Source organism: Streptosporangium sp. NPDC000095, from assembly GCF_042899335.1.
Classification (GTDB): Bacteria; Actinomycetota; Actinomycetes; order Streptosporangiales; family Streptosporangiaceae; genus Streptosporangium.
Map to the genome: position 1 here is coordinate 229,134 of NZ_JBIAZS010000005.1, position 19,504 is coordinate 248,637.

At 71.1% G+C, this 19,504-nt stretch carries 11 protein-coding genes; 6 read left to right on the forward strand and 5 right to left on the reverse strand.

Going from position 1 to position 19,504, the window contains the following annotated elements; all coding sequences use genetic code 11:
* Positions 1-51 precede the first annotated feature (51 nt).
* A complete protein-coding gene (locus ACFY3V_RS14195) occupies positions 52-729 on the forward strand; it encodes a uracil-DNA glycosylase (protein ID WP_389773258.1) in 678 nt (225 codons plus the stop codon).
* A 36-nt stretch (positions 730-765) separates the two neighbouring features.
* Complete coding sequence (locus ACFY3V_RS14200; RefSeq protein ID WP_350948527.1) at positions 766-1,122, forward strand: hypothetical protein; 357 nt, start codon at positions 766-768, stop codon at positions 1,120-1,122.
* A 138-nt stretch (positions 1,123-1,260) separates the two neighbouring features.
* On the opposite strand, the gene ACFY3V_RS14205 is transcribed toward ACFY3V_RS14200, so the two are convergent.
* A complete protein-coding gene (locus tag ACFY3V_RS14205) occupies positions 1,261-2,574 on the reverse strand; it encodes a cryptochrome/photolyase family protein (RefSeq protein WP_389773262.1) in 1,314 nt (437 codons plus the stop codon).
* 135 nt (positions 2,575-2,709) lie between these two features.
* Here ACFY3V_RS14205 and ACFY3V_RS14210 point away from each other — a divergent pair, with 135 nt between their 5' ends.
* Together ACFY3V_RS14210 and ACFY3V_RS14215 are read left to right on the forward strand one after the other, a co-directional pair.
* On the forward strand, positions 2,710-3,660 hold the full coding sequence (locus ACFY3V_RS14210; protein WP_362897482.1) for a MerR family transcriptional regulator: 951 nt from the start codon (positions 2,710-2,712) through the stop codon (positions 3,658-3,660).
* Between the two features lie 268 nt (positions 3,661-3,928).
* On the forward strand, positions 3,929-5,533 hold the full coding sequence (locus ACFY3V_RS14215; RefSeq protein ID WP_389773266.1) for a DUF1722 domain-containing protein: 1,605 nt from the start codon (positions 3,929-3,931) through the stop codon (positions 5,531-5,533).
* A 57-nt stretch (positions 5,534-5,590) separates the two neighbouring features.
* Here the strand turns inward: ACFY3V_RS14215 and treZ are convergent, their stop codons facing one another.
* The 4 genes from treZ to ACFY3V_RS14235 all read right to left on the reverse strand — a co-directional run bounded on the left by treZ (position 5,591) and on the right by ACFY3V_RS14235 (position 15,606).
* The gene (gene treZ, locus ACFY3V_RS14220) at positions 5,591-7,318 is read right to left on the reverse strand and encodes a malto-oligosyltrehalose trehalohydrolase (RefSeq protein ID WP_389773269.1); all 1,728 of its coding nucleotides are present in this window, start codon (positions 7,316-7,318) and stop codon (positions 5,591-5,593) included.
* A 3-nt stretch (positions 7,319-7,321) separates the two neighbouring features.
* A complete protein-coding gene (gene treY, locus ACFY3V_RS14225) occupies positions 7,322-9,880 on the reverse strand; it encodes a malto-oligosyltrehalose synthase (protein WP_389773272.1) in 2,559 nt (852 codons plus the stop codon).
* A complete protein-coding gene (glgX, locus tag ACFY3V_RS14230; RefSeq protein WP_350948521.1) occupies positions 9,873-11,978 on the reverse strand; it encodes a glycogen debranching protein GlgX in 2,106 nt (701 codons plus the stop codon). The genes treY and glgX overlap by 8 nt, the downstream gene beginning before the upstream one ends.
* A 289-nt stretch (positions 11,979-12,267) precedes the next feature.
* Positions 12,268-15,606: a BTAD domain-containing putative transcriptional regulator gene (locus tag ACFY3V_RS14235; protein ID WP_389773275.1), complete on the reverse strand. Its 3,339-nt coding sequence runs from the start codon at positions 15,604-15,606 to the stop codon at positions 12,268-12,270.
* A 184-nt stretch (positions 15,607-15,790) separates the two neighbouring features.
* Here ACFY3V_RS14235 and mscL point away from each other — a divergent pair, with 184 nt between their 5' ends.
* Positions 15,791-16,219 (forward strand): large conductance mechanosensitive channel protein MscL, encoded by a 429-nt coding sequence (mscL, locus tag ACFY3V_RS14240; protein ID WP_362897477.1) that lies wholly within the window; start codon positions 15,791-15,793, stop codon positions 16,217-16,219.
* 131 nt (positions 16,220-16,350) lie between these two features.
* Positions 16,351-19,419 (forward strand): BTAD domain-containing putative transcriptional regulator, encoded by a 3,069-nt coding sequence (locus ACFY3V_RS14245; RefSeq protein ID WP_389773280.1) that lies wholly within the window; start codon positions 16,351-16,353, stop codon positions 19,417-19,419.
* Positions 19,420-19,504: the final 85 nt, after the last annotated feature.

Sequence of the window (19,504 nt, forward strand, 5' to 3'; positions counted from 1 at the left end):
GATTCCCAGCACGCGCCGTACCGGGCCTAAAACCTCGATAGGGTCCTGCACATGGCCGCACGTCCCTTGAACGAAGTCGTGGAAGCCGGGTGGGCCGAGGCCCTCGAACCCGTCGCCGAGAAGATCGCCGAGATGGGCGAGTTCCTCCGGAGGGAGGTGGCGGAAGGCAGGCAGTACCTCCCCTCGGGCGCCAATGTGCTCCGCGCCTTCCAACAGCCGTTTGACCAGGTCAAAGTGCTGATCGTGGGCCAGGACCCGTACCCCACGCCGGGTCACCCGATCGGCCTGAGCTTCTCCGTCGCCGCGGACGTGCGCCCGATCCCGGGCAGCCTGCGCAACATCTACAAGGAGCTCACCGAGGACCTCGGGCTGCCGATGCCGAGCAACGGCGACCTCACCCCCTGGACCGAGCAGGGCGTACTCCTGCTCAACAGGGTGCTCACCGTCATGCCGGGCAAGCCCGCCTCACACCGGGGCAAGGGCTGGGAGGAGGTCACCGAGCAGGCCATCAAGGCCCTCGTCGCCCGCGACAAGCCGATGGTGGCGATCCTGTGGGGACGCGACGCCCGCAACCTGCGCCCGATGCTCGGCTCCGTCCCGGCCATCGAGTCGGCGCACCCCAGTCCCCTGTCGGCCCGCAGCGGCTTCTTCGGCTCCCGCCCGTTCAGCAAGACGAACGAACTTCTCGAGAAGCAGGGCACCGCCCCCGTGGAGTGGAAACTCCCTTAGGCCGGCCCACCCCACCCAGGCACTAGGATTCACACCATGAGTGATGTATCGGGCACCGAACGCTACCTGCGTCTGACCGTTGAGCTGACCGTGGAGGTGCAGGACATCGCCGCCCTGCAGGCCGCCGCGCTGAAGGAGATCAGCCACCCTGACGCCGACCTGGACGACGACGAGCGCAAGGAGCAGGCCGAGCTGGTCTCGGCCGACGACACCGGCGCCACCGCACTGCAGTGGCTGATCGAGCCGGACCACGTCCTTGGGCTGATCGAGCACGTCGACCAGATCGAGCCCCGCGAGGCCGTGCTGGGCGTCGAGCCCTCCGACGGCCCCTCGGACGAGGACGACGACGAGGACGCAGACCACGACCACGCGGGTCACGACCACAAGCACTGAGAACGACCCCGCCACCCCGGCGGTGGTGGGCTTTCCCGGCCAGGCGCCTCGGCCGGGAAAGCCCACTGCCGCCGGGGCTTCTCATCGTGAGGCTCCGTCGCGAGGGCTCGCGCCTCGGCGGGCGACGACCCGGCCGGCTCAGTCCATGGCCACCAGGGGCGCCGGATAGCCCGGGACACCCGAGGGGAGCCTCCAGGGCTCGTGGATCATCCTCGTGGGCACGGTGCCGAGCTCGGGGACGTGACGGCGGACGTACTCGCCCTCCGGGTCGTACCTTTTGGCCTGCCGGATGTGGTTGACGGGCCGGTTGGGCCGGGTGTCGTTGCCCGTCCCGGCGACCCACTGCCAGTTGCCGTAGTTGTTGGCGACATCGCCGTCGAGCAGCAGATCGAAGAAGTGGTCGGCGCCGACGCGCCAGTCGACGCCGAGCCGCCGGACGAGGAACGAGCCCACGATCATGCGGGCCCGGTTGTGCATCCATCCCTCGCTGAGCAACTGCCGCATCCCCGCGTCCACGATCGGGACCCCGGTCATGCCCTCCTTCCACGCCTGCGCCGCATGGTCGTCGTCGCGCCACTCGTGCCCGCGCGGCCGGTAGTCGTCGCGGTTGATGCGCGGGAAGGCCCGCGTCACCTGGTAGAAGAAGTCACGCCAGCACAGCTGCCTGACGAACTCCTCGGCACCCCCGCCTTCGCCCTCTCCCACGCCTCCCACCTCCCTCGCGAGCGCCTCCAGCTCCAGCGGCGAGACGCAGCCAAAGCGCAGGTAGGGGCTGAGCCTGGAGGTGCGGTTACCGGCCATGTCGTCGTGGCCGTCGGCGTAGTCGTCCACGCAGTGCTTCAGCCACTGCCTCATCCTCCGGCGCCCGACCGTCTCACCGCCCCTGAACAGCTCGCGCGACGCGCGCCCCGGCTCGGGCGGCCTCCCGGCCCACACGCCGTCGGGAACGCGCACCACACCGGGGGCCTTGAGCACCTCCCTGCGCGGCTGCCGGGCCCAGGCCCGCCAGTAGGGCGTGAAGACCCGGTAGTGGTCGCCTCCGCCCGACGGCCTGAGCGCGTCGGGGGGCACGATCGTCAGACCGGGGAACATGTGGAACGCCGTCCTGGCGCGCTCGCACTCCTCGGCCAGGCGCCGCTGCCTGCGTCGCGCGAGGGTGCTGACGTCCATGCTGACGTGGACGGCCCGTGCCCCCGTCTCCCGCGCCAGGCGCATCGTCTCGGCGATCGGATCACCGCGGCGCACGATCAGCTCACCACCCCGCTCACGGAGCGACTCGCGCAGGTCGGCGAGGCACTCGGCGAGAAATCCCCGGCGGTCGCCCCCGGGCACGGAGGGATCCGCGACGAAGAGGGGGACGACATGACGTGCGTGCTCGCACGCCGCGGCGAGCGCCGGGTGGTCGTGCACCCGGAGATCGCGGCTGAACAAAACGATCACAGTATCGGTCACGATTTCCTTTCGCCCGGTCACACTCCGCTGGTTGCATCCACCAGGGGCCCGGAAATCGAATAGGTGTTCATGGAGCGACCGCTCGCGCCGCCTGTCAGGCTGGTACGACAGGTAGCAGGCCTAAAATGGGACGGGATGGATGAGCAGCGTCAGGTGGCGACCGTAGAGGAACCGAGCTACGGCATCGGGGCCGTAGCTCGACGCCTTGGAGTACCCGCCCCCACACTGCGGACCTGGAACCTACGCTACGGCGTGGGTCCGAGCCGCCGGAGCCCGGGGGGGCACCGTCGTTACGACGCCCGCGACCTGTGGCGCCTGGAGGAGATGAACCGGCTCATCAGGAGCGGGGTGCCCGCCTCCGACGCGGCACGGGAGGTCCTGAAGATCGAGACCGTTCCACCGCCTCCGGCGGAGCGGGAGTCCGGGCGGCCCGCCCGCGAAAAGATCCCGTCCCTCCCTGCGGCGCGGCCGCCGAGCGTGCCGACGGTGGCGATGCTGACGCGGGCGGCGATGACGCTGGACAGCGGGGCCGTCCAGGAGTGGATCGGCGCGGCGCTGGCCAGACACGGCGTGCGGTGGACCTGGGAGTGCCTGGCCCTGCCGGTCTTCGAGACGATCTGCAGGCGCCAGCTGGAGAACGGGGCGAGCATCGAGATCGAGCACCTGTTCTCCGACCGGCTGCTCGCCGCGCTGATCGCCCTCACCGAGCGCCCCGCCCGGCCGGCGGGTGACCGCCCCGTCCTGCTCGCCTGCGCCGAGAACGACCTGCACAGCCTGCCGCTCTACGCGCTCGCCGCGGCGCTCACCACCGACCACCGCGTGGAGACCAGGGTGCTGGGCGCCAGGACCCCGTACCCGGCGCTGGCGGACGCGATGCGGCGGCTGCGTCCCTCGGTGGTCTTCGTCTGGTCCCAGCAGCTCGAGACCGGCGACCCCGCCCCCCTCGCCTCTCTGCCCACGCTCCGCCCGTCGAGCCTGATCGTCGCCGGCGGCCCCGGCTGGTGGGACAGCCTGCCCGCGTCCGTCCCCCGGGTCACGTCGTTCCAGGACGCCCTCACCCGCGTCACCACCGCGGCCCTCGCCTGACCCCTTCCCGGCACGCCGTCCTCCGCCCTCGGCTCCCTCGGCCCGCCCTCTCCTGACCGTCCCGCGTCGCCTCCTCCTGTCACGCGGGGCCACCTTTCGGAAACGTCCCGCCTTCTTCGCTCCCGGTCGCGTGGTGTCGTCCTCTCCTCACCGAACTCCCCGCCGGACCCGCCGGACCTGCGGATATCTCCCTGCCCCCACTTGCGATCACCGCCGTCGAGCGGCTATGAATAAGTTTTGAGTAGGTTATTGAGGCAAGGGGGGCATCATGACAGACCACCTGAACACCCGGTTCGCCGAGGGCGACGAGGCGGCCCTGACCGAGTGCCTCCGCACCCACGGGCCCCTCATCCGCTCCTACCTGCGGCGATTCGTTCGGCCACAGGATGTGGAGGATCTTCAGCAGGTCGTGTTCGCGGAGGTCTGGCGTTCCCGGCACCGCTTCGACCCGGAACGCAGCCTCCCCGCCTGGATGCTCGGGATCGCCCACAAGCGCGCGGTCGACCAGCTGCGGGTACGCACCTTCCAAACGGTGCCGCTGGATGTGATCGCGGACCCCGTCGGCGACGACGGCCGGGACGACGGCGAGCAGCTGGCGGAGCGCGACCAGGTGCGACGGGCACTCGCCAGGCTGCCCGAGCCGCAGCGCCAGGCGATCGAGCTGGCCTACTACGACGACCTGACCCAGCGGGAGATCTCCGAGAAGCTGAGCATCCCACTCGGCACGATCAAGGCCCGTACGGCACGCGGTCTGCGCCGCCTGTCCGGCATCCTCGGCACCGCCACGACGCGCGACCGGGACGCCGTACCACACCGGGAGAAAGTGTCCGCCGTGCGTGGCGCGAGCGGTTCGAGCGCGATGGACGAGATGGACAAGGTGGGCGAGATGGACGAGATGAATGGAACCGGCGAGGTGGGCCGGCGGGCCGTCAGGCCGAGGGTCGCGGTGTCCAGTTGCCTGATGGGCGAGCCGGTCCGGTTCGACGGCGGACACAGCCGCAACCGGTTCCTCAACAACGAACTGGACAAGCACGTCGAGTGGGTGCACATCTGCCCGGAGATGGAGATCGGCCTCGGCAGCCCGCGCGAGACGCTGCGCCTGGAGCGCTCACCGGAGGGCACGCGGCTGGTCACCAGGAAGAGCCGGGTGGACCTCACCGACAGGATGACCGCCCTCGCCGCCCAGCGGGTTCCCGCCCTGCTGGAGGTGGACGGCTACATCCTCAAGTCCAAGAGCCCCAGCTGCGGGGTGCACGGCATCCCCGTCCACGCGGGTGGCACGACCGTGGGCCGCAAGGGCAGGGGGGTGTTCGCGGGCGTGGTCCTCGACGCCTATCCACTGCTGCCCGTCGAGGACGAGGGACGGCTCAACGACGCGCTGCTCCGCGAGAACTTCGTGGAACGGATCTTCGCCCGCGCCCGGCTCCGCGCCCTGCTGGAGAGCGACTGGCGCCCTCGCGACCTGGTGTCCTTCCACGCCCGGCACAAGATGCAGCTACTCGCCCACGACCCCGTCGCCTTCAGGGAGGCGGGCCGGCTGGTGGCCGGCGCGGGCACGCGGCCCCGTGAGGAGCTGGCCTCCGACTACACCCGGGTGTTCGACACGGCGTTCGCCACCAAGGCGAGCATCGGCCGGCACGTCAACGTCCTGCAGCACTGCGTGGGAATGGTGGGCGACGCGCTCGACCCGGCACGCCGGGCCGACCTGGCGGAGATCATCGCCTCCTACCGGGCCGGGCAGGTGGCGCTGAGCGTCCCGGCGACCCTGATCCGCCACCACGCCCAGAGCCTCGCCGCCGACTACGTACGGGACCAGACCTACTTCTCCCCGTACCCGGAGGACCTCCGGCTGCGTAACCACGTGGCCGCCTGACCGTCACCGCCGACGCGACGGCCCGACGGTCAGGCGGATCAGGGGATCACCGGCCGGTCAGAGCACCGGATCCAGCCGCACGATCGCGAGGGATCGGGGAGGCAGGAAGAGCTCCTCCCCCTCCACGGTCGCCGACGGGCCGGAGGCGAGCAGGATGTGACCGGGTGCGGCCCTGCCCGTCCCGAGCCTCACCGTGAGCGCGACCGGGCCGAGGTTCGCCGCCACCCTGAGCCCTCCCCGGTGCACGACCAGCCAGGACTCGCCGTGATCGACGCGCACCCGGTCCAGCCTCGGGTCCGTCAGCTCCGGGTGAGCGCGACGCAGCGCGATCAGCGCCCGGTACCAGTCGAGGTGTGCCCGGTGGGCGTCGTCGTCCAGCTCGCTCCAGTCGAGCTTGGAGCGCAGGAACGTCATCTCCTCACCGGGATCGGGGGCCTTGTCCGCCCAGTCGTCGTAACCGAAGCCGACGAACTCCCGCCGCCGCCGATCCCCCTCGCCCTCGCGCAGCTGCGGCTCGACATGGTCGGTGAAGAACAGGAACGGCGATCGCGTCCCCCACTCCTCCCCCATGAACAGCATGGGCGTGAACGGCGAGGTCAGCAGGAGTCCCGCGGCGAGCCGCAGCGCCTCGGGCGCCATCCGGTCGCCCTCGGCCCGGTTGCCGATCTGGTCGTGGTTCTGCGCGCAACAGACGAAGCGGTAGCCGGGCACGTGGGACGCCGGGCGGCCGTGCGAGCGCCCCCTGAAGGAGGAGTAGGTCCCGTCGTGGTAGTAGGCGCGAGCCAGCACCTTGGGCAGCGCGCCGTGGAAGTCGTCGTAGTAGCCGTGCCGCTCACCGGTCACCGCCACGTGCAGGGCGTGGTGGACGTCGTCGTTCCAGGCCGCCGCGAGGCCGAACCCCCCGGCCTCGCGGGGGGTCATCAGCCGGGGGTCGTTGAGGTCGGACTCGGCGATGAGGGTGAGCGGCCTGCCCACCGCCGCCGACAGCGCCTCCGCCTCGACGGCGATCTCCTCCAGCAGGTGCACGGCCCGGTTGTCGTGCAGGGCGTGCACGGCGTCCAGCCGCAGGCCGTCGATGTGGTAGTCGCGCAGCCACTGCAGCGCGTTGCCGACGAAGTAGGCGCGCACCTCGTCGGAGCCCGGGCCGTCGAGGTTCACGGCCTGCCCCCAGAAGGAGGAGGCACTGGAGTGGAAGTACGGGCCGAAGGGGGCGAGGAAGTTGCCAGAGGGGCCGAGGTGGTTGTAGACGACGTCGAGGATCACGCCGAGCCCGCGCCGGTGGCAGGCGTCCACGAAACGCTTGAGCCCGTCGGGGCCGCCGTAGGTCTCGGTGACGGCCCACAGGTCCACGCCGTCGTAACCCCAGTTGCGTCCGCCGGGCACCGGCGGCACCGGCATGATCTCCACGAAGTCGACGCCGAGCTCCGCCAGGTGCTCCAGCCTGCCGATCGCCGCGTCGAAGGTGCCCTCGGGGGTGAAGGTGCCGATGTGCAGCTCGTAGATGACCGCGCCCGGCAGGTCACGCCCCCGCCACAGCGCGTCGCCCCACTCGAAGCGGCCGTGGTCGTAGACCCGGCTCGGCCCGAAGATCCCCTCGGGCTGCCACCTCGTCCTGGGGTCCGGCAGCGCCTCGCCCCCGTCCAGCCGGAACCGGTAGTCGGTGCCGTGCCCCGCGCCGGGGACCTCCACCGCCCACCAGCCGCCGCCCGCCGACGACATCGGGTAGCGGACCTCGCCGATCTCCACGTCAACCGCCGTCGCCGACGGCGCCCATACCTCGAACATCGGTCAGACCCTTTCCAGAAGCGCGACAGGGTGAACGGAGAGCAGGTGGGCGAGCGGGATCCGGCCGGTGTACTCGGTACCCGACAGCAGGTCCCGCCAGGTGCCATGCGGCAGGGTGAGCGTGGTGCTCCCCCACCCGCCGCGCCGCTCCAGGCCGACGGGCAGCCGGGTGGCCACCGTCACGGCCCGCTCCCCCCTCGCGAAGGCGATCGCGTGCTCCCCGGCCTCGATCGGGACGTACGGCGCCTCGGGGTCCAGCCTCCGGCGCAGGTCCAGGGCACGGGCGGTGATCGCCAGTTTGGCCTCGTCCCAGCTGAGGGCGGCCGTGGCGGCGGGGCTCGGGTGCGGCTCGTCCGGGTGTTCCTGGCTCGCGTGGGCCTGGGCCGCCGAGAGCATCCGGCGGCGCAGCTGGAAGTCGACCGGGCGCCGGTTGTCCGGGTCGACCAGGGAGAAGTCGGTGATCTCGTTGCCCCAGTACACGTCGGGCACGCCCGGCAGCATGAGCTGGACGATCTTCTGGCCGAGCGAATTGGACCTGGCGTACGGCTCGATCCTCGCGGCGAACTCCGCGACCGAGGCGCCGCACTCCTCGACGGCCCGGCCGACGAAATCGCGGATGCCGCGCTCGTAGGCCGGGTCGGGGGTGGCCCAGGAGATCGAGGTCTTGGCCTCGCGGGCCGCCTTGAACAGGTAGTCGAAGAACCTGTCGGGCCCGATCGGCCAGGAGGCCATCAGGTTCTGCCAGGCCAGGTAGTCGAGGGCCGGGTCGAAGGAGACCTTCGACGACCACTCGCCGACCGCGGCCGCCCACTCCTCCGGCATCTCCGACAGCACGGCGAGCCTGGCCCGTACGTCCTCGGAACGCTTGGTGTCGTGCGTGGAGAGCGTCGTCATCGTGCCCGGTGACATCTCCCGGCAGAACGCGTGGAACTCCTCGAGGGACCCGCCGAAGCGGTCGGGCTCGCCGCCCACCTCGTTCAGGCAGGACAGGGGGTACCAGCGGTACAGGGCGGTGTCCTCGACCCCCTTGGCCATCACGGGGCCGCAGGTCTGCTGGAAGCGGGTGACCGCGTCGGCGGGCCCGGTCAGGACCCGCTCGACGACCTCCGCCACCGGGGCGCCCTCCGGCAGCCGTCCGGCGGCGACCCGCCCCGCCTCCTCGACGATCCTCGCCGAGACCTCGGGCACCGGCTCCCCAGGCACCGCGTAGGCCCGGTAGACCGGCATCGCGGCGAGCAACTCCACCAGCGTTTGACGGTCGGAGCCGACGACGGCGTGCAGCCGGTCGATCTCGGCGCCGAAGAACAGGTTCAGGACCTCCGCCTTGGACTCGCGGACCACCGCCGCGTAGTCGCCGCCGACCCCGGTCAGCCGGGTGAACAGCTCGACCAGCGGCTCCCTGCCCGCCGGGTCGACGAACAGGCCGGTGATCCGGTTGAGCGTTTCGTAGCCGGTGGTGCCGTCGCACTCCCAGTCGGCGGGCAGCCGCTCGGAGCCGACCAGGATCTTCTCCGCCACGGTCCACACACCCGACCTCTCGCGCAGCCGCGACAGGTAGCCGCGCGGCTCGGCGAGCCCGTCGGGATGGTCCACCCGCAGCCCCTGGATCACCCCCTCCTCCACCAGCGAGAGGATGACGGCGTGCGTGGCGTCGAACACCTCGGGGTCCTCGACCCGCACCCCGATCAGCGAGGACACGTCGAAGAACCGGCGGTAGCCGGGGCCGCGCCGCCAGTCGACCAGCCGGTAGTACGTGTCGGGCAGCGGGAACTCGTGGTCGTGGTAGCGCAGCACGTCGCCGTCGGCCACCGTCTCGCCCTCGTCACCGAGCACCGGCATGTTCACCTTGCCGACCCCGCCGTCGCCGTCACCTTCACCGTCCTCGACGGACCAGTCGATGTCGAACCACGACGCGTACGGCGAGCCCGGCCCGTCCTTGAGCACCGACCACAGCTGCGCGTTGCCCGACTCGGGCACCGGGATCGTCATGTGGTTGGGCACGATGTCGACGACGATGCCGATCCCGTGCAGGGCCATGGTCGCCGACAGCTCCCGCAGGCCCTCGACGCCGCCGAACTCCTCGCGCACGCGCGAGTGGTCGGTCACGTCGTAGCCGTGCCGCGACTCCGGCACGGCCTGCAGGATCGGCGACAGGTAGACGTGGCTCACTCCCAGATCACGCAGGTACGGCGCGAGCTCGGCCACCTTGTCGAACCCGAAGTCGGGGGTGAGCTGGAAGCGGTAGGTCGAGACCGGAACCTCGTACGAGCCGGGCGACGGTGGAGGCGCGGGCGCCTCCTCGGGGAGCTCGAAGGGGTCGGTCACGTCCCCGCCGGTCCCGAGGGCGGCGTCCGCGAGGAGTTCGTCATGGCCGACCTGCGGCGGCACCGAACCGGGCCGGACATCGGGCAGGGGGTCCGGCGGCAGGCCGGGCCCGGGAATCGGCTCAGGTAGCGGATCCGGCGGCAGAGCGGGCTCGGGCACCGGCTCGGGCAGCGGATCCGGCGGCAGAGCGGGCTCAGGGACGGGCTCGGGGACCGGCTGGGTCGTCGGCTCAGACACGGCGCAGCACCCTCACCGAGCGGCCGACCACCGGCACGCTCTCTCCGGCCCGGCAGACCCGGGTGTCGACCGTGATCGGCATCGCCGTGTCGATCTCCGTCAGCCACATCTCGCCGTAGTCCTTCGGAAGCGTGAACTTGATGACGTCGTGGTGGGCGTTGAACAGCAGCAGGAACGAGTCGTCGACGATCTGCCGGCCCCGGCGGTCCGGCTCGGTGATGGCGTCGCCGTTCAGGAAGACGGCGAGCGACTTGGCGTACCCCACGTTCCAGTCCGCGTCGGTCATCTTCTCCCCTCTCGGAGTGAGCCAGGCGATGTCGCTGAGGTTCTCCTCGGAACCGCGTACGGGCCGCCCGTAGAAGAACCGGCGCCGGCGGAACACCGGGTGGTCGGCGCGGAGCTTGGCGAGCCGCCGGGTGAACTCGAGCAGCAGCCAGTTCTCCCTGATGTCGGACCAGTCGACCCAGCTCAGCTCGTTGTCCTGGCAGTACACGTTGTTGTTGCCCCGCTGGGTGCGGCCCAACTCGTCACCGTGGGAGATCATCGGAACACCCTGGGACAGGAACAGCGTGGTCAGGAAGTTGCGTTTCTGCTGCTCGCGCAGGGACTCGATCGCGAGCGAGGCGGGCCCCTCCTCACCACAGTTCCAGGAGCGGTTGTCGTCGGCGCCGTCCCGGTTGTCCTCGCCGTTGGCCTCGTTGTGCTTGTGGTTGTAGGAGACGAGGTCCTGCAGGCTGAACCCGTCGTGGCAGGTGACGAAGTTGATGGAAGCGGCGGGGCGGCGGCTGTCGTCCTGGTAGAGGTCGCTGGAGCCGGTCAGCCGGGAGGCGAACTCGGGCAGCGCGGCGGGCTCGCCCCGCCACAGGTCGCGGATCGTGTCGCGGTACATGCCGTTCCACTCGGTCCACCTGGCGGGGAAGTTGCCCACCTGGTAGCCGCCGGGCCCGACGTCCCACGGCTCGGCGATCAGCTTGACCTGCGACAGCACCGGGTCCTGCTGGACCAGGTCGAAGAAGGCGCTCAGCCGGTCGACCTCGTGCAGCTCACGCGCGAGCGTGGAGGCCAGGTCGAACCTGAAGCCGTCCACGTGCATCTCGATCACCCAGTAGCGGAGCGAGTCCATGATCATCTGAAGCACGTGCGGGGAGCGCATGAACAGGCTGTTGCCGGTGCCCGTGGTGTCCATGTAGTACCGCTTGTCGTTGTCGACCAGGCGGTAGTAGTCGGCGTTGTCGATGCCGCGCATGCTCAGCGTCGGACCCAGGTGGTTGCCCTCGGCCGTGTGGTTGTAGACCACGTCGAGGATGACCTCGATGTTCGCCTCGTGCAGGGCCTTGACCATGGCCTTGAACTCCAGCACCTGCCCGCCGCGCTGCCCGGTGCTCGAATAGGCGTTGTGCGGCGCGAAGAACCCGATGCTGTTGTAGCCCCAGTAGTTCGTCAGGCCCCGCTCCGCGAGAACGTGGTCGGTGACGAACTGGTGCACCGGCATGAGCTCGATCGCCGTCACCCCGAGCGCGGTCAGGTGATCGATGATCTCCGGGTGGCCGATCGCGGCGTACGTGCCGCGGATCCGCTCGGGGATCTTCGGGTGGTTGATCGTCAGGCCCTTGACGTGCGCCTCGTAGATCACCGTGTCGTGGTACGGGGTGCTCGGCGGCCGGTCGTGCCCCCACCCGAAGAACGGGTTGATCACGATGGAGCGCGGCACGAAGTCGGCCGAGTCGGCGTCGTTGCGGCTGTCGGGCTCGCCGAAGCGGTAGCCGTACACCGCCTCGTCCCATTTCACATCCCCCTCGACCGCCTTGGCGTACGGGTCGAGGAGGAGCTTGGCGGGATTGCACCGCTGCCCTCTCGGCGGGTCGTACGGGCCGTGCACCCGGTAGCCGTACCGCTGTCCCGGGCCGACGCCCGGCAGATATCCGTGCCAGACGAAGCCCTCACACTCGGTGAGGGTGACCCTGGTCTCCTTGTTCTCCTCGTCGAACAGGCACAGCTCGACGCGTTCGGCGGCCTCGGTGTAGAGCGCGAAGTTGGTTCCCGCGCCGTCGTAAGTGGCCCCGAGAGGATAAGGGTCACCCGGCCAGATCTCGATCATCAGTCCCTCTTGAGCGTGGTGACCCCCGCCTTCAGGCGGGGGAGGGAACACGGCGCATCGCCGTACTGCGGTTTCTCTCGAAAGTATGAGCGGACTCGGCCGGTGGGGAGGACGTCAACGCACCGCCTTTCGGCGGTGGAGAGATATGCCCCATGTTCGCGTGGCCATGCGCACATTCCCATTCCTGTGACGGTGATCTCTGCCCGGCCGTGAACCTCCTCGCACCTTCATCACCTAACCCGCTCGTCACGGGCGAAACGTACCGGCCCGGCGAGCGGACCGCGAGACGTCACGGCGAGCGGAGCCTCTCGCCCAGCGCGCGGATCGCGGGCTCGTAGACGCGTGTCCCCGCCCCGGCGGCGAACGCCTCGGCCGCCCGTAGGTGGGCCTTCGCCTGATCCTCGTCACCGCCGAGCAGGGCGAGCCTGGCCAGGCACAGGTCGGTCAGGGACCAGCCCAGCAGACGGCCCGCGTGCGGGGCGAGCCTGCCGTACAGGATCTTCCCCGCCGCCTCGTCGCCCAGCGCCGCGCAGACCTCGCTCACCGCGTCGGGGACGAACCGGTAGGACAACTCGGGACCTATCTCCGCGAACCCGTCGCGGGAGAGCTCGGCGAAGGCGTCGCGCGCCTCGGCCGTGCGGCCCAGGTCGATCAGGGCCAGGCAGCGCAGGACGCGCCAGGGCTTCTGGCCGGGGCGCCGGGCGAGCATCGCGTCGGCCAGCGCGAGCGCCTCGTCCGCCCTGCCCCGGTCGCGCCCCTTCCCCACCTCGTGAGCCCCGCCCGGCCCGTGCCCCGCACCCACCTCGTGCGGCCGATCCGGCCCATCGCCCTTGTCCGCCGCCCGCAGGGCCAGGAAGCGGAACATCTCCCGGCGCAACGACGCGTCGTCCCGCCCCAGCGCCCCCTCCGGGTGGGCCGCACCGGAGGCGTCGGCCGCGGCGAGCGCGTCGTCGAAGCGTCCGGACAGGTAGGCGTGCACCGCGGTCTGCCAGGCGGCCAGGCTGATCATCGAGGGAAGCCTGAGCCGCTCCGCGGTCTCCCGCAGCCAGGCGAGCAGCTCCACGGCCCGCTCCGTGTCCCCACTGTCCCCGCTCGCGTTCAGCTCGACGTACTCGTTCTCCCTGCCGATCCACTCGACGACCAGGTCCCCGCCGCGGCGGCCGATCTCCGCGATCTCGCGGGCGACCGCCTCACGGCGCCCGTGGTCGTGGCCGGAGCGCAGCAGGATCTGCAGGGCGATCAGCGTCCTGGACAGGGTCCGTTCGTCACCGGTGAGGCGGGCCATCCGCACCGCCTCCTCCGCCATCTCCGTGCTCCGCTCGACGGGCCGTACGGTGGAGCCGGTCAGCGCGGCGGCGGCGAGCAGCCGCGCCCGCCACGGCGAGTCCCCGGCCAGGCCGGAGGCGAGGACCCGGTCGATGCGCTCGGCCAGCCGGGCGATGCCGGTCATCTCCTCGTACATGGCGGAAGAGATCGGGTCGGAGAACCCCAGGACCGCCCTGGCCAGCCGGTTGTCGTCGCCGAACCGTTCGGCGATCTCCGCGGCGGCCTCCAGGGAGGCGTGGGCCGCGGCGCTCATCCCCGCCGCGGCCTGCGCCTCGGCCAGGTCGAGCAGCAGGTCGCAGCGGAGCGCGTCGTCGGGGCCCGGCAGCCGGTCGATCATCGCGATCGCCCGCTCCAGGTTCTCCACCGCGTCCTCGTGGGCGAACTGCGCGGTCGCCTGGGCCGCCGCGCGCCGGGTGTAGCCGATCGCCCTACCCGCCATCCGGGAGTTCAGCAGGCCCTCGCGGTAGTGGTGGGCGATCTCGGTGAGGCGCGTCCCGCTGCGCTCCTCCAGCACCTCCGCGATCCGCGCGTGCAGCTTCCTGCGGCGCAGGGGCGGCAGCGCCTCGCGCAGCACGTCGCGGACGATGTCGTGAACGAACCGGCAGCTCGGCCCGTCCCCCTCCACCAGCAACCGGGCGCCCACGGCGGCGTCGACGATGTCGAGGATCCGCTCCTCCGGCAGCTCCGCCACGCGCGTCAGGATGTCGGTCGCCGCCTCCCTGCCGAGCAGTGCCGCGACGGTCAGCACCTCCTCGGTGCCGGGCGGCAGACCGGCCATCCGGCCGCGCACGACGTCCGACAGCGCCTCGGGGGTCTCCCCGAGTTGCAGCACCTCCCCCAGGAAGAACGGGTTGCCCGCGGTCAGCCTGTCCATCTCCGCCGCCAGGTCCGGGTCGGCGCCCGCCCGTCCCAGATACTCGCGGATCTCCTCCTCGGCCAGGCCGCGCAGCAGCAGCCGCCGCACGTGCGGCAGCCGCAGCAGCGCGCCGAGGGCGTGATCCAGCGGTTCGCCGGGGCGTACGTCGGTGTCGCGGTACGTGGCCACGACGGTCAACTCGGGACAGAGCCTGGTGGAGGCGAGGAACTCCAGCAGCCGCAGCGACGAGGTGTCCGCCCACTGGAGGTCGTCGAGGACCACCAGGACCCGGCCGTGCTCGTTCAGCAGCCGGGCGAACGCCTCGTACAACGCGAACTGCCCGGCCTGCCCCGCGCCGGCCTGCCCGGCTCCGGCCAGCCGCGCCAGCTCGCCGTCCCTGCCGACCAGGTCCAGCACGGCCTGCGTCCAGGGCCAGAAGGGCGGCGCGCCGGCATCGCTCCAGCAGCGCCCCCACACCACCCGGTGGTCCCGCGCCCGCGCGGCCTCCGCGGCGTGCTCGGCCAGGCTGGTCTTGCCGATACCGGGCTCCCCGGCGAGCAGCACCACCCGATGCCCCTCACCGGCGACCGCCCGCTCCAGCACCTCGGCCTCGGCGTCCCGGCCCACCAGCCCGGTGGCCCTCTCCCTCGTCGCCTGGCCCGTGCTCGCCACGAGGCGGGGCCTCAGCTCGGGATCCTGGTCGAGGATGCGCCGTTCCATCTCCCTCGACCGGGGATCGGGGTCCAGCCCCATCTCCTCCATCAGCAACCGGCGTCCCTCGGCGAGCACACCGAGCGCGTCGGCCTGCCGTCCCGCCTGGTAGAGCGCGTGGGCGGAGAGCACACGCAGCCGTTCCCTGAAGGGGTGGGCGCCGATCAGGTGGGCGAGCCCGCTCGTCAGCGCCGCCCCCCGGCCGAGCGCGAGTTCCGCCTCGGCCAGATCCTCCTCGATCGTGAGCCGCAACTCCGCCAGGTGTGAGCTCTCCTCCACCGCCCAGGAGGTGTCGGAGAGGTCAGCGAGCGGCTCCCCCCTCCACTCCCCCAACGCCAGCCGCAACTGCCCGACCGCTCCCTCGTGGTCGCCCCCGGCCCCCAGGCTCCTGCCCTCGGCCAGCCGCTCCCGTACCCTGCCCAGGTCGATCGCGCCGCCGGGGACGTCCAATACGTAGCCTCCCGGTTTGCTGACCAGAACCGTCGGGGGAACGTTCCTCGTCCTGCCCGGCTCGAAGACGCGGCGGAGCTTGGAGACGTACGCCTGCACGGTGTTGAGCGCTCCCGGAGGGGGGTCGCCCTCCCAGAGCGCGTCGATCAGCCGGTGCGGGGCGACCGGCCGCGGGGCGGCGAGGACGCACATGGCCAGCACCAGCCGCTGCTGGTAGGGGCCGATGTCCAGCGCGCCCCCTTCGTCGGTGAACGCCTCGACAGGGCCCAGCACACGAAAGTCCATCCGGCCACCTCGCTCGTGAATGCGCTGATAGTAACCTTTCACCCTCGCTGCCCTATTCAGCCGGTACGGCTGCGCGCAGGCTTGCCGGTATTGTCCTCACCGGAGAAAATCCCGGAAAAAGACGGAAGTTTGGCCGCCGCCAGGTGGGCAAAGCGACCGTCCTCACGAGTGAAGGACATGAGTGATGGGCGGATTCAAGAAGTTCCTGATGAGGGGCAACCTCGTCGAGCTCGCCGTGGCGGTCGTGATCGGAGCCACCTTCAGCGGACTGGTGCAGGCCCTGGTCAAGGACCTCATCACGCCGCTGATCGGGGCGATCACGGGTGGCAGGGAGCCGGACTTCTCGCAGTACGTGTTCACGATCAACGGCTCCAAGTTCATGTACGGCGACTTCATCAACCACCTGCTGAGTTTCCTGATCATCGCCGCGGTCATCTACTGGTTCGTCGTGATGCCCATGACCCGGCTGGTCGCCTTCTTCGACAGGAACAAGAAGGCCACCGAGAAGGACTGTCCGGAGTGCCTGAGCAGCATTCCGGTCGAGGCCAAGCGCTGCGCGTTCTGCACCGTGGAGCTGTCGCGGGTCGCCGCCGCCGACAAGCCGCCGGCGTAACCCGGCCGCGACGCCCGCATCCCGCCCCGGCACCCGGGCGCCCTCGGGGCCCGGGGGTCCTCAATGATCATTGACGGGCGGTGGAAAGGTCGGGCAAACTTGGCCACTGCGAAGTCTTCCAGGGGAGTGGTATGGACTTCTCCGTCCTGGGGCCGGTCGAAGTGCGCGCCGACCACCAGGCGCTTCCCCTGGGCGGACGCAAACAGAGGGCCCTGCTCGCGGTTCTGCTTCACCACGCCAACAGGTCCGTGCCCGACGACCTGCTCGTGGACGCGCTCTGGAGCGAGCAGCCGCCGAAGACGGCCGCCAGCAACCTGCGCCTGTACGCCTCCCGTGTCCGCCAGTCCCTGGGCGGCGACCGGATCCTGCGCCGGCACGGCGGCTACCTGCTGGTCGTGCACCCCGGCGAGCTGGACGTCCATCGATTCCAGTCACTGGCGGTGGAGGGACGCGACGCGTTCCTGCACGGCGACCACCACGAGGCCGCCGACCTCCTCCACCGGGCCCTGCGGCTGTGGCGCGGCCCCGCGTACGCCGACCTGCGATTCGTCGACGACCTGTCCGGCGAGGCGGCGCGCCTGGAGGAGCTACGGCTCACCACCCTGGAGAACCGCGTCGAGGCCGACCTCACGGTGAGGTTCCAGCCGGAGCTCGTCGCCGAACTCACCGGCCACGTGAACGCGCACCCGCTCCGTGAACGCCTGCGGGCGCACCTCATCCTGGCGCTCGCCCGCTCCGGCCGGAGCGCCGAGGCGCTCACGGTGTACGCCGACGCCCGGCGCCTGCTGAACGAGGAGCTCGGCGTCGAGCCCGGGGAACGGCTCCGCGACCTCCACCGGCTGATCCTGGCCGGGGAGTGGGCGACCCCCGAGCACCCGCAGGACGACCAGCCGGAAACCGGACAGGGCCCGCCCGAGTCGCGCGATCCTCCCGCGGAGCTGCCGATGAACATCGCCGACTTCGCGGGACGCGACGAGCAGGTCAGGGAGCTCGTCGCCCGGCTGGAGGAGTGCTCCACGACGACCGTCTCGGTCATCACCGGAATGGGCGGCATCGGCAAGACGACGCTGGCGCTGCACGTGGCGCACCGGATCGCGGACAGGTTTCCCGGAGGGCAGCTCTACGTCGACCTGCAGGGCGCGCACGAGGAGGAGCAGGCGCACCCCGGCCACGTGCTCGGACGGTTCCTCGTCGCGCTGGGGGTGCCCGGGTCGAGCATCCCCGAGTCGGTCGAGGCACGCGCCGCGCTGTACCGCAGCCGCCTCGCCCGCGAGAAGGTCCTCATCGTCCTCGACAACGCGGCCTCCGAGGAGCAGGTCAGACCCCTGCTCCCCGGCGTGTCCGGCTGCGCCGTGATCGTCACGAGCCGCGCGAGGCTCTCCGGCCTGGAAGGCGTACGACCGGTCGAGTTGGACGTCCTGAGCACCCAGGAGGCCGTGGACCTGCTCTCGCGGATGATCGGGCACGACCGCGTCGCCGCACAACTCCCCGCCGCCACCGAGCTCGTCTGGCTGTGTGACCGCATCCCGCTCGCCGTACGCGTCGCGGGCGCGCGGCTCGCCGCCCGCCCCCGGCAGAGCATCGCCTGGCTCGTGGGGCGGCTCGCCGACGAGCGCGGACGCCTCGACCAGCTGACCGTCGGCGACCACGCGGTCAGGGCGAGTCTCGCCCAAAGCTACGTCGGCCTCCCGGAGAACGCGCGACGCGCCTTCCGGCTGCTCGGCCTTCTCGACGTGCCCGGCTTCGCGAGCTGGGTCCCCGCCACCCTGCTCGACCGCCCCGACCAGGAAGGGCAGACATACCTGGAGCTCCTGGTGGACGCGCAGCTCGCCACCATCTCCGGGATCGACGCCACCGGACAGGCCCGCTACCGCTTCCACGACCTCGTCCGGCTGTACGCCCGCGAGCGCGCGGAGGCCGAGGAGGAGCCCGCCGAGCTGCTGCGCGCGACGACCCGGGCGTTCGGCGCGTGGCTCTGGCTGGCCGAACAGGCGATGGAGCACGTCCACGGCGCCTGCTACGCCGTACTCCACGGCCCCGCACCGCGCCGGGCACTGCCCGAGGAGATCGCCACATCCCTCCTGCGCGACCCCCTCGCCTGGTTCAACGCCGAACGGACCGCGCTCGCCGGTCTCGTCGAGCAGGCCTGCGCCCTCGCACTCGACGACTTCGCCTGGGACCTCGCGGGATGCCTCGAACGCTACTTCGACTCCCACGGCTTCTTCTCAGAGTGCCGACGCCTCAACGAACGGGCCATGCTCGCCTGCCGTACGGCGGGAAACCTGCTCGGCGAGGCCGTCATGCTGCGCGGACTGCTCGACGTGACCACCTGGACCGGCGTCGAGCACGAGGGCGGCGCGATGGTCGCGCTGCACACCAACGCCGTCCGGCTCGCCGAGATGTTCGCCGAGGTCGGCGAGCTGCGTGGGCTGTCGGACGCCCACGTGATGTGCGCCTGGGGCCTGGCCGCACAGGGATTCGTCGAACCGGCCGTGGAGGCGGCGGAGACGGCACTGCGCCTCGCCGAGGAGACCGACCACCTCGGCGGCCGGGCGCGCGCCCACCTCGCCCTCGGCATCACGAACGGCCAGCGGGACGTCCCCTCGGCGATCCCGCACCTGGTGAGCGCGTTACAGGTGGCCGAAACGCTGGGCAACCCGCGCTTCGAGGCGACCTGCCTGCAGTTCCTCGGCCTCGCGTACGTCGAGACCGGCCAGTTCGAACCCGCGGAACGGTGTCTCAACCGCTCGCTTGTCATGTCCCGGATGGCGAAGGACCCGGCCTCCGAGACGATGACCCTGGTCACGCTGGCGAAGCTCTACAACGGCGACGGCGACGAGCGGGCCCGGCCCACCGCCGAGACCGTGGAAGAGCTCAGCCGCCGATACAACCTCACCCACCACCTCGCCGACGCCCTCTGGATCCTGGGCGACCTCGACCGCGCCGACGGCGACCACGCGCGAGCCGTCGAACGCCTCACCGAATCCGTGGCGCTGTGGCGCACCCGCAGCTGGACGACATATTTGGCGGGCGCGCTCCGTAGCCTCGGCCTCGCCCACGTGGCGGCCGGCCACGGGGAGAAGGCCCTGAAATGCTGGCGCGAGTCCCACGAACTCTTCACCCTCATCGGGGACAGGGCGAAGGCGGACGATCTGGCCGGACTCCTCGGACGCCCCTCCTCGATCACGGGCTGTCCCTGAGCAGCTTTTTTTGTATGCGGAAAATATGCAGTCGCTCCGTAGGGTCCGGGTGGCAGGAAATTTAGTGGTCGTCTGAAGCTTCACG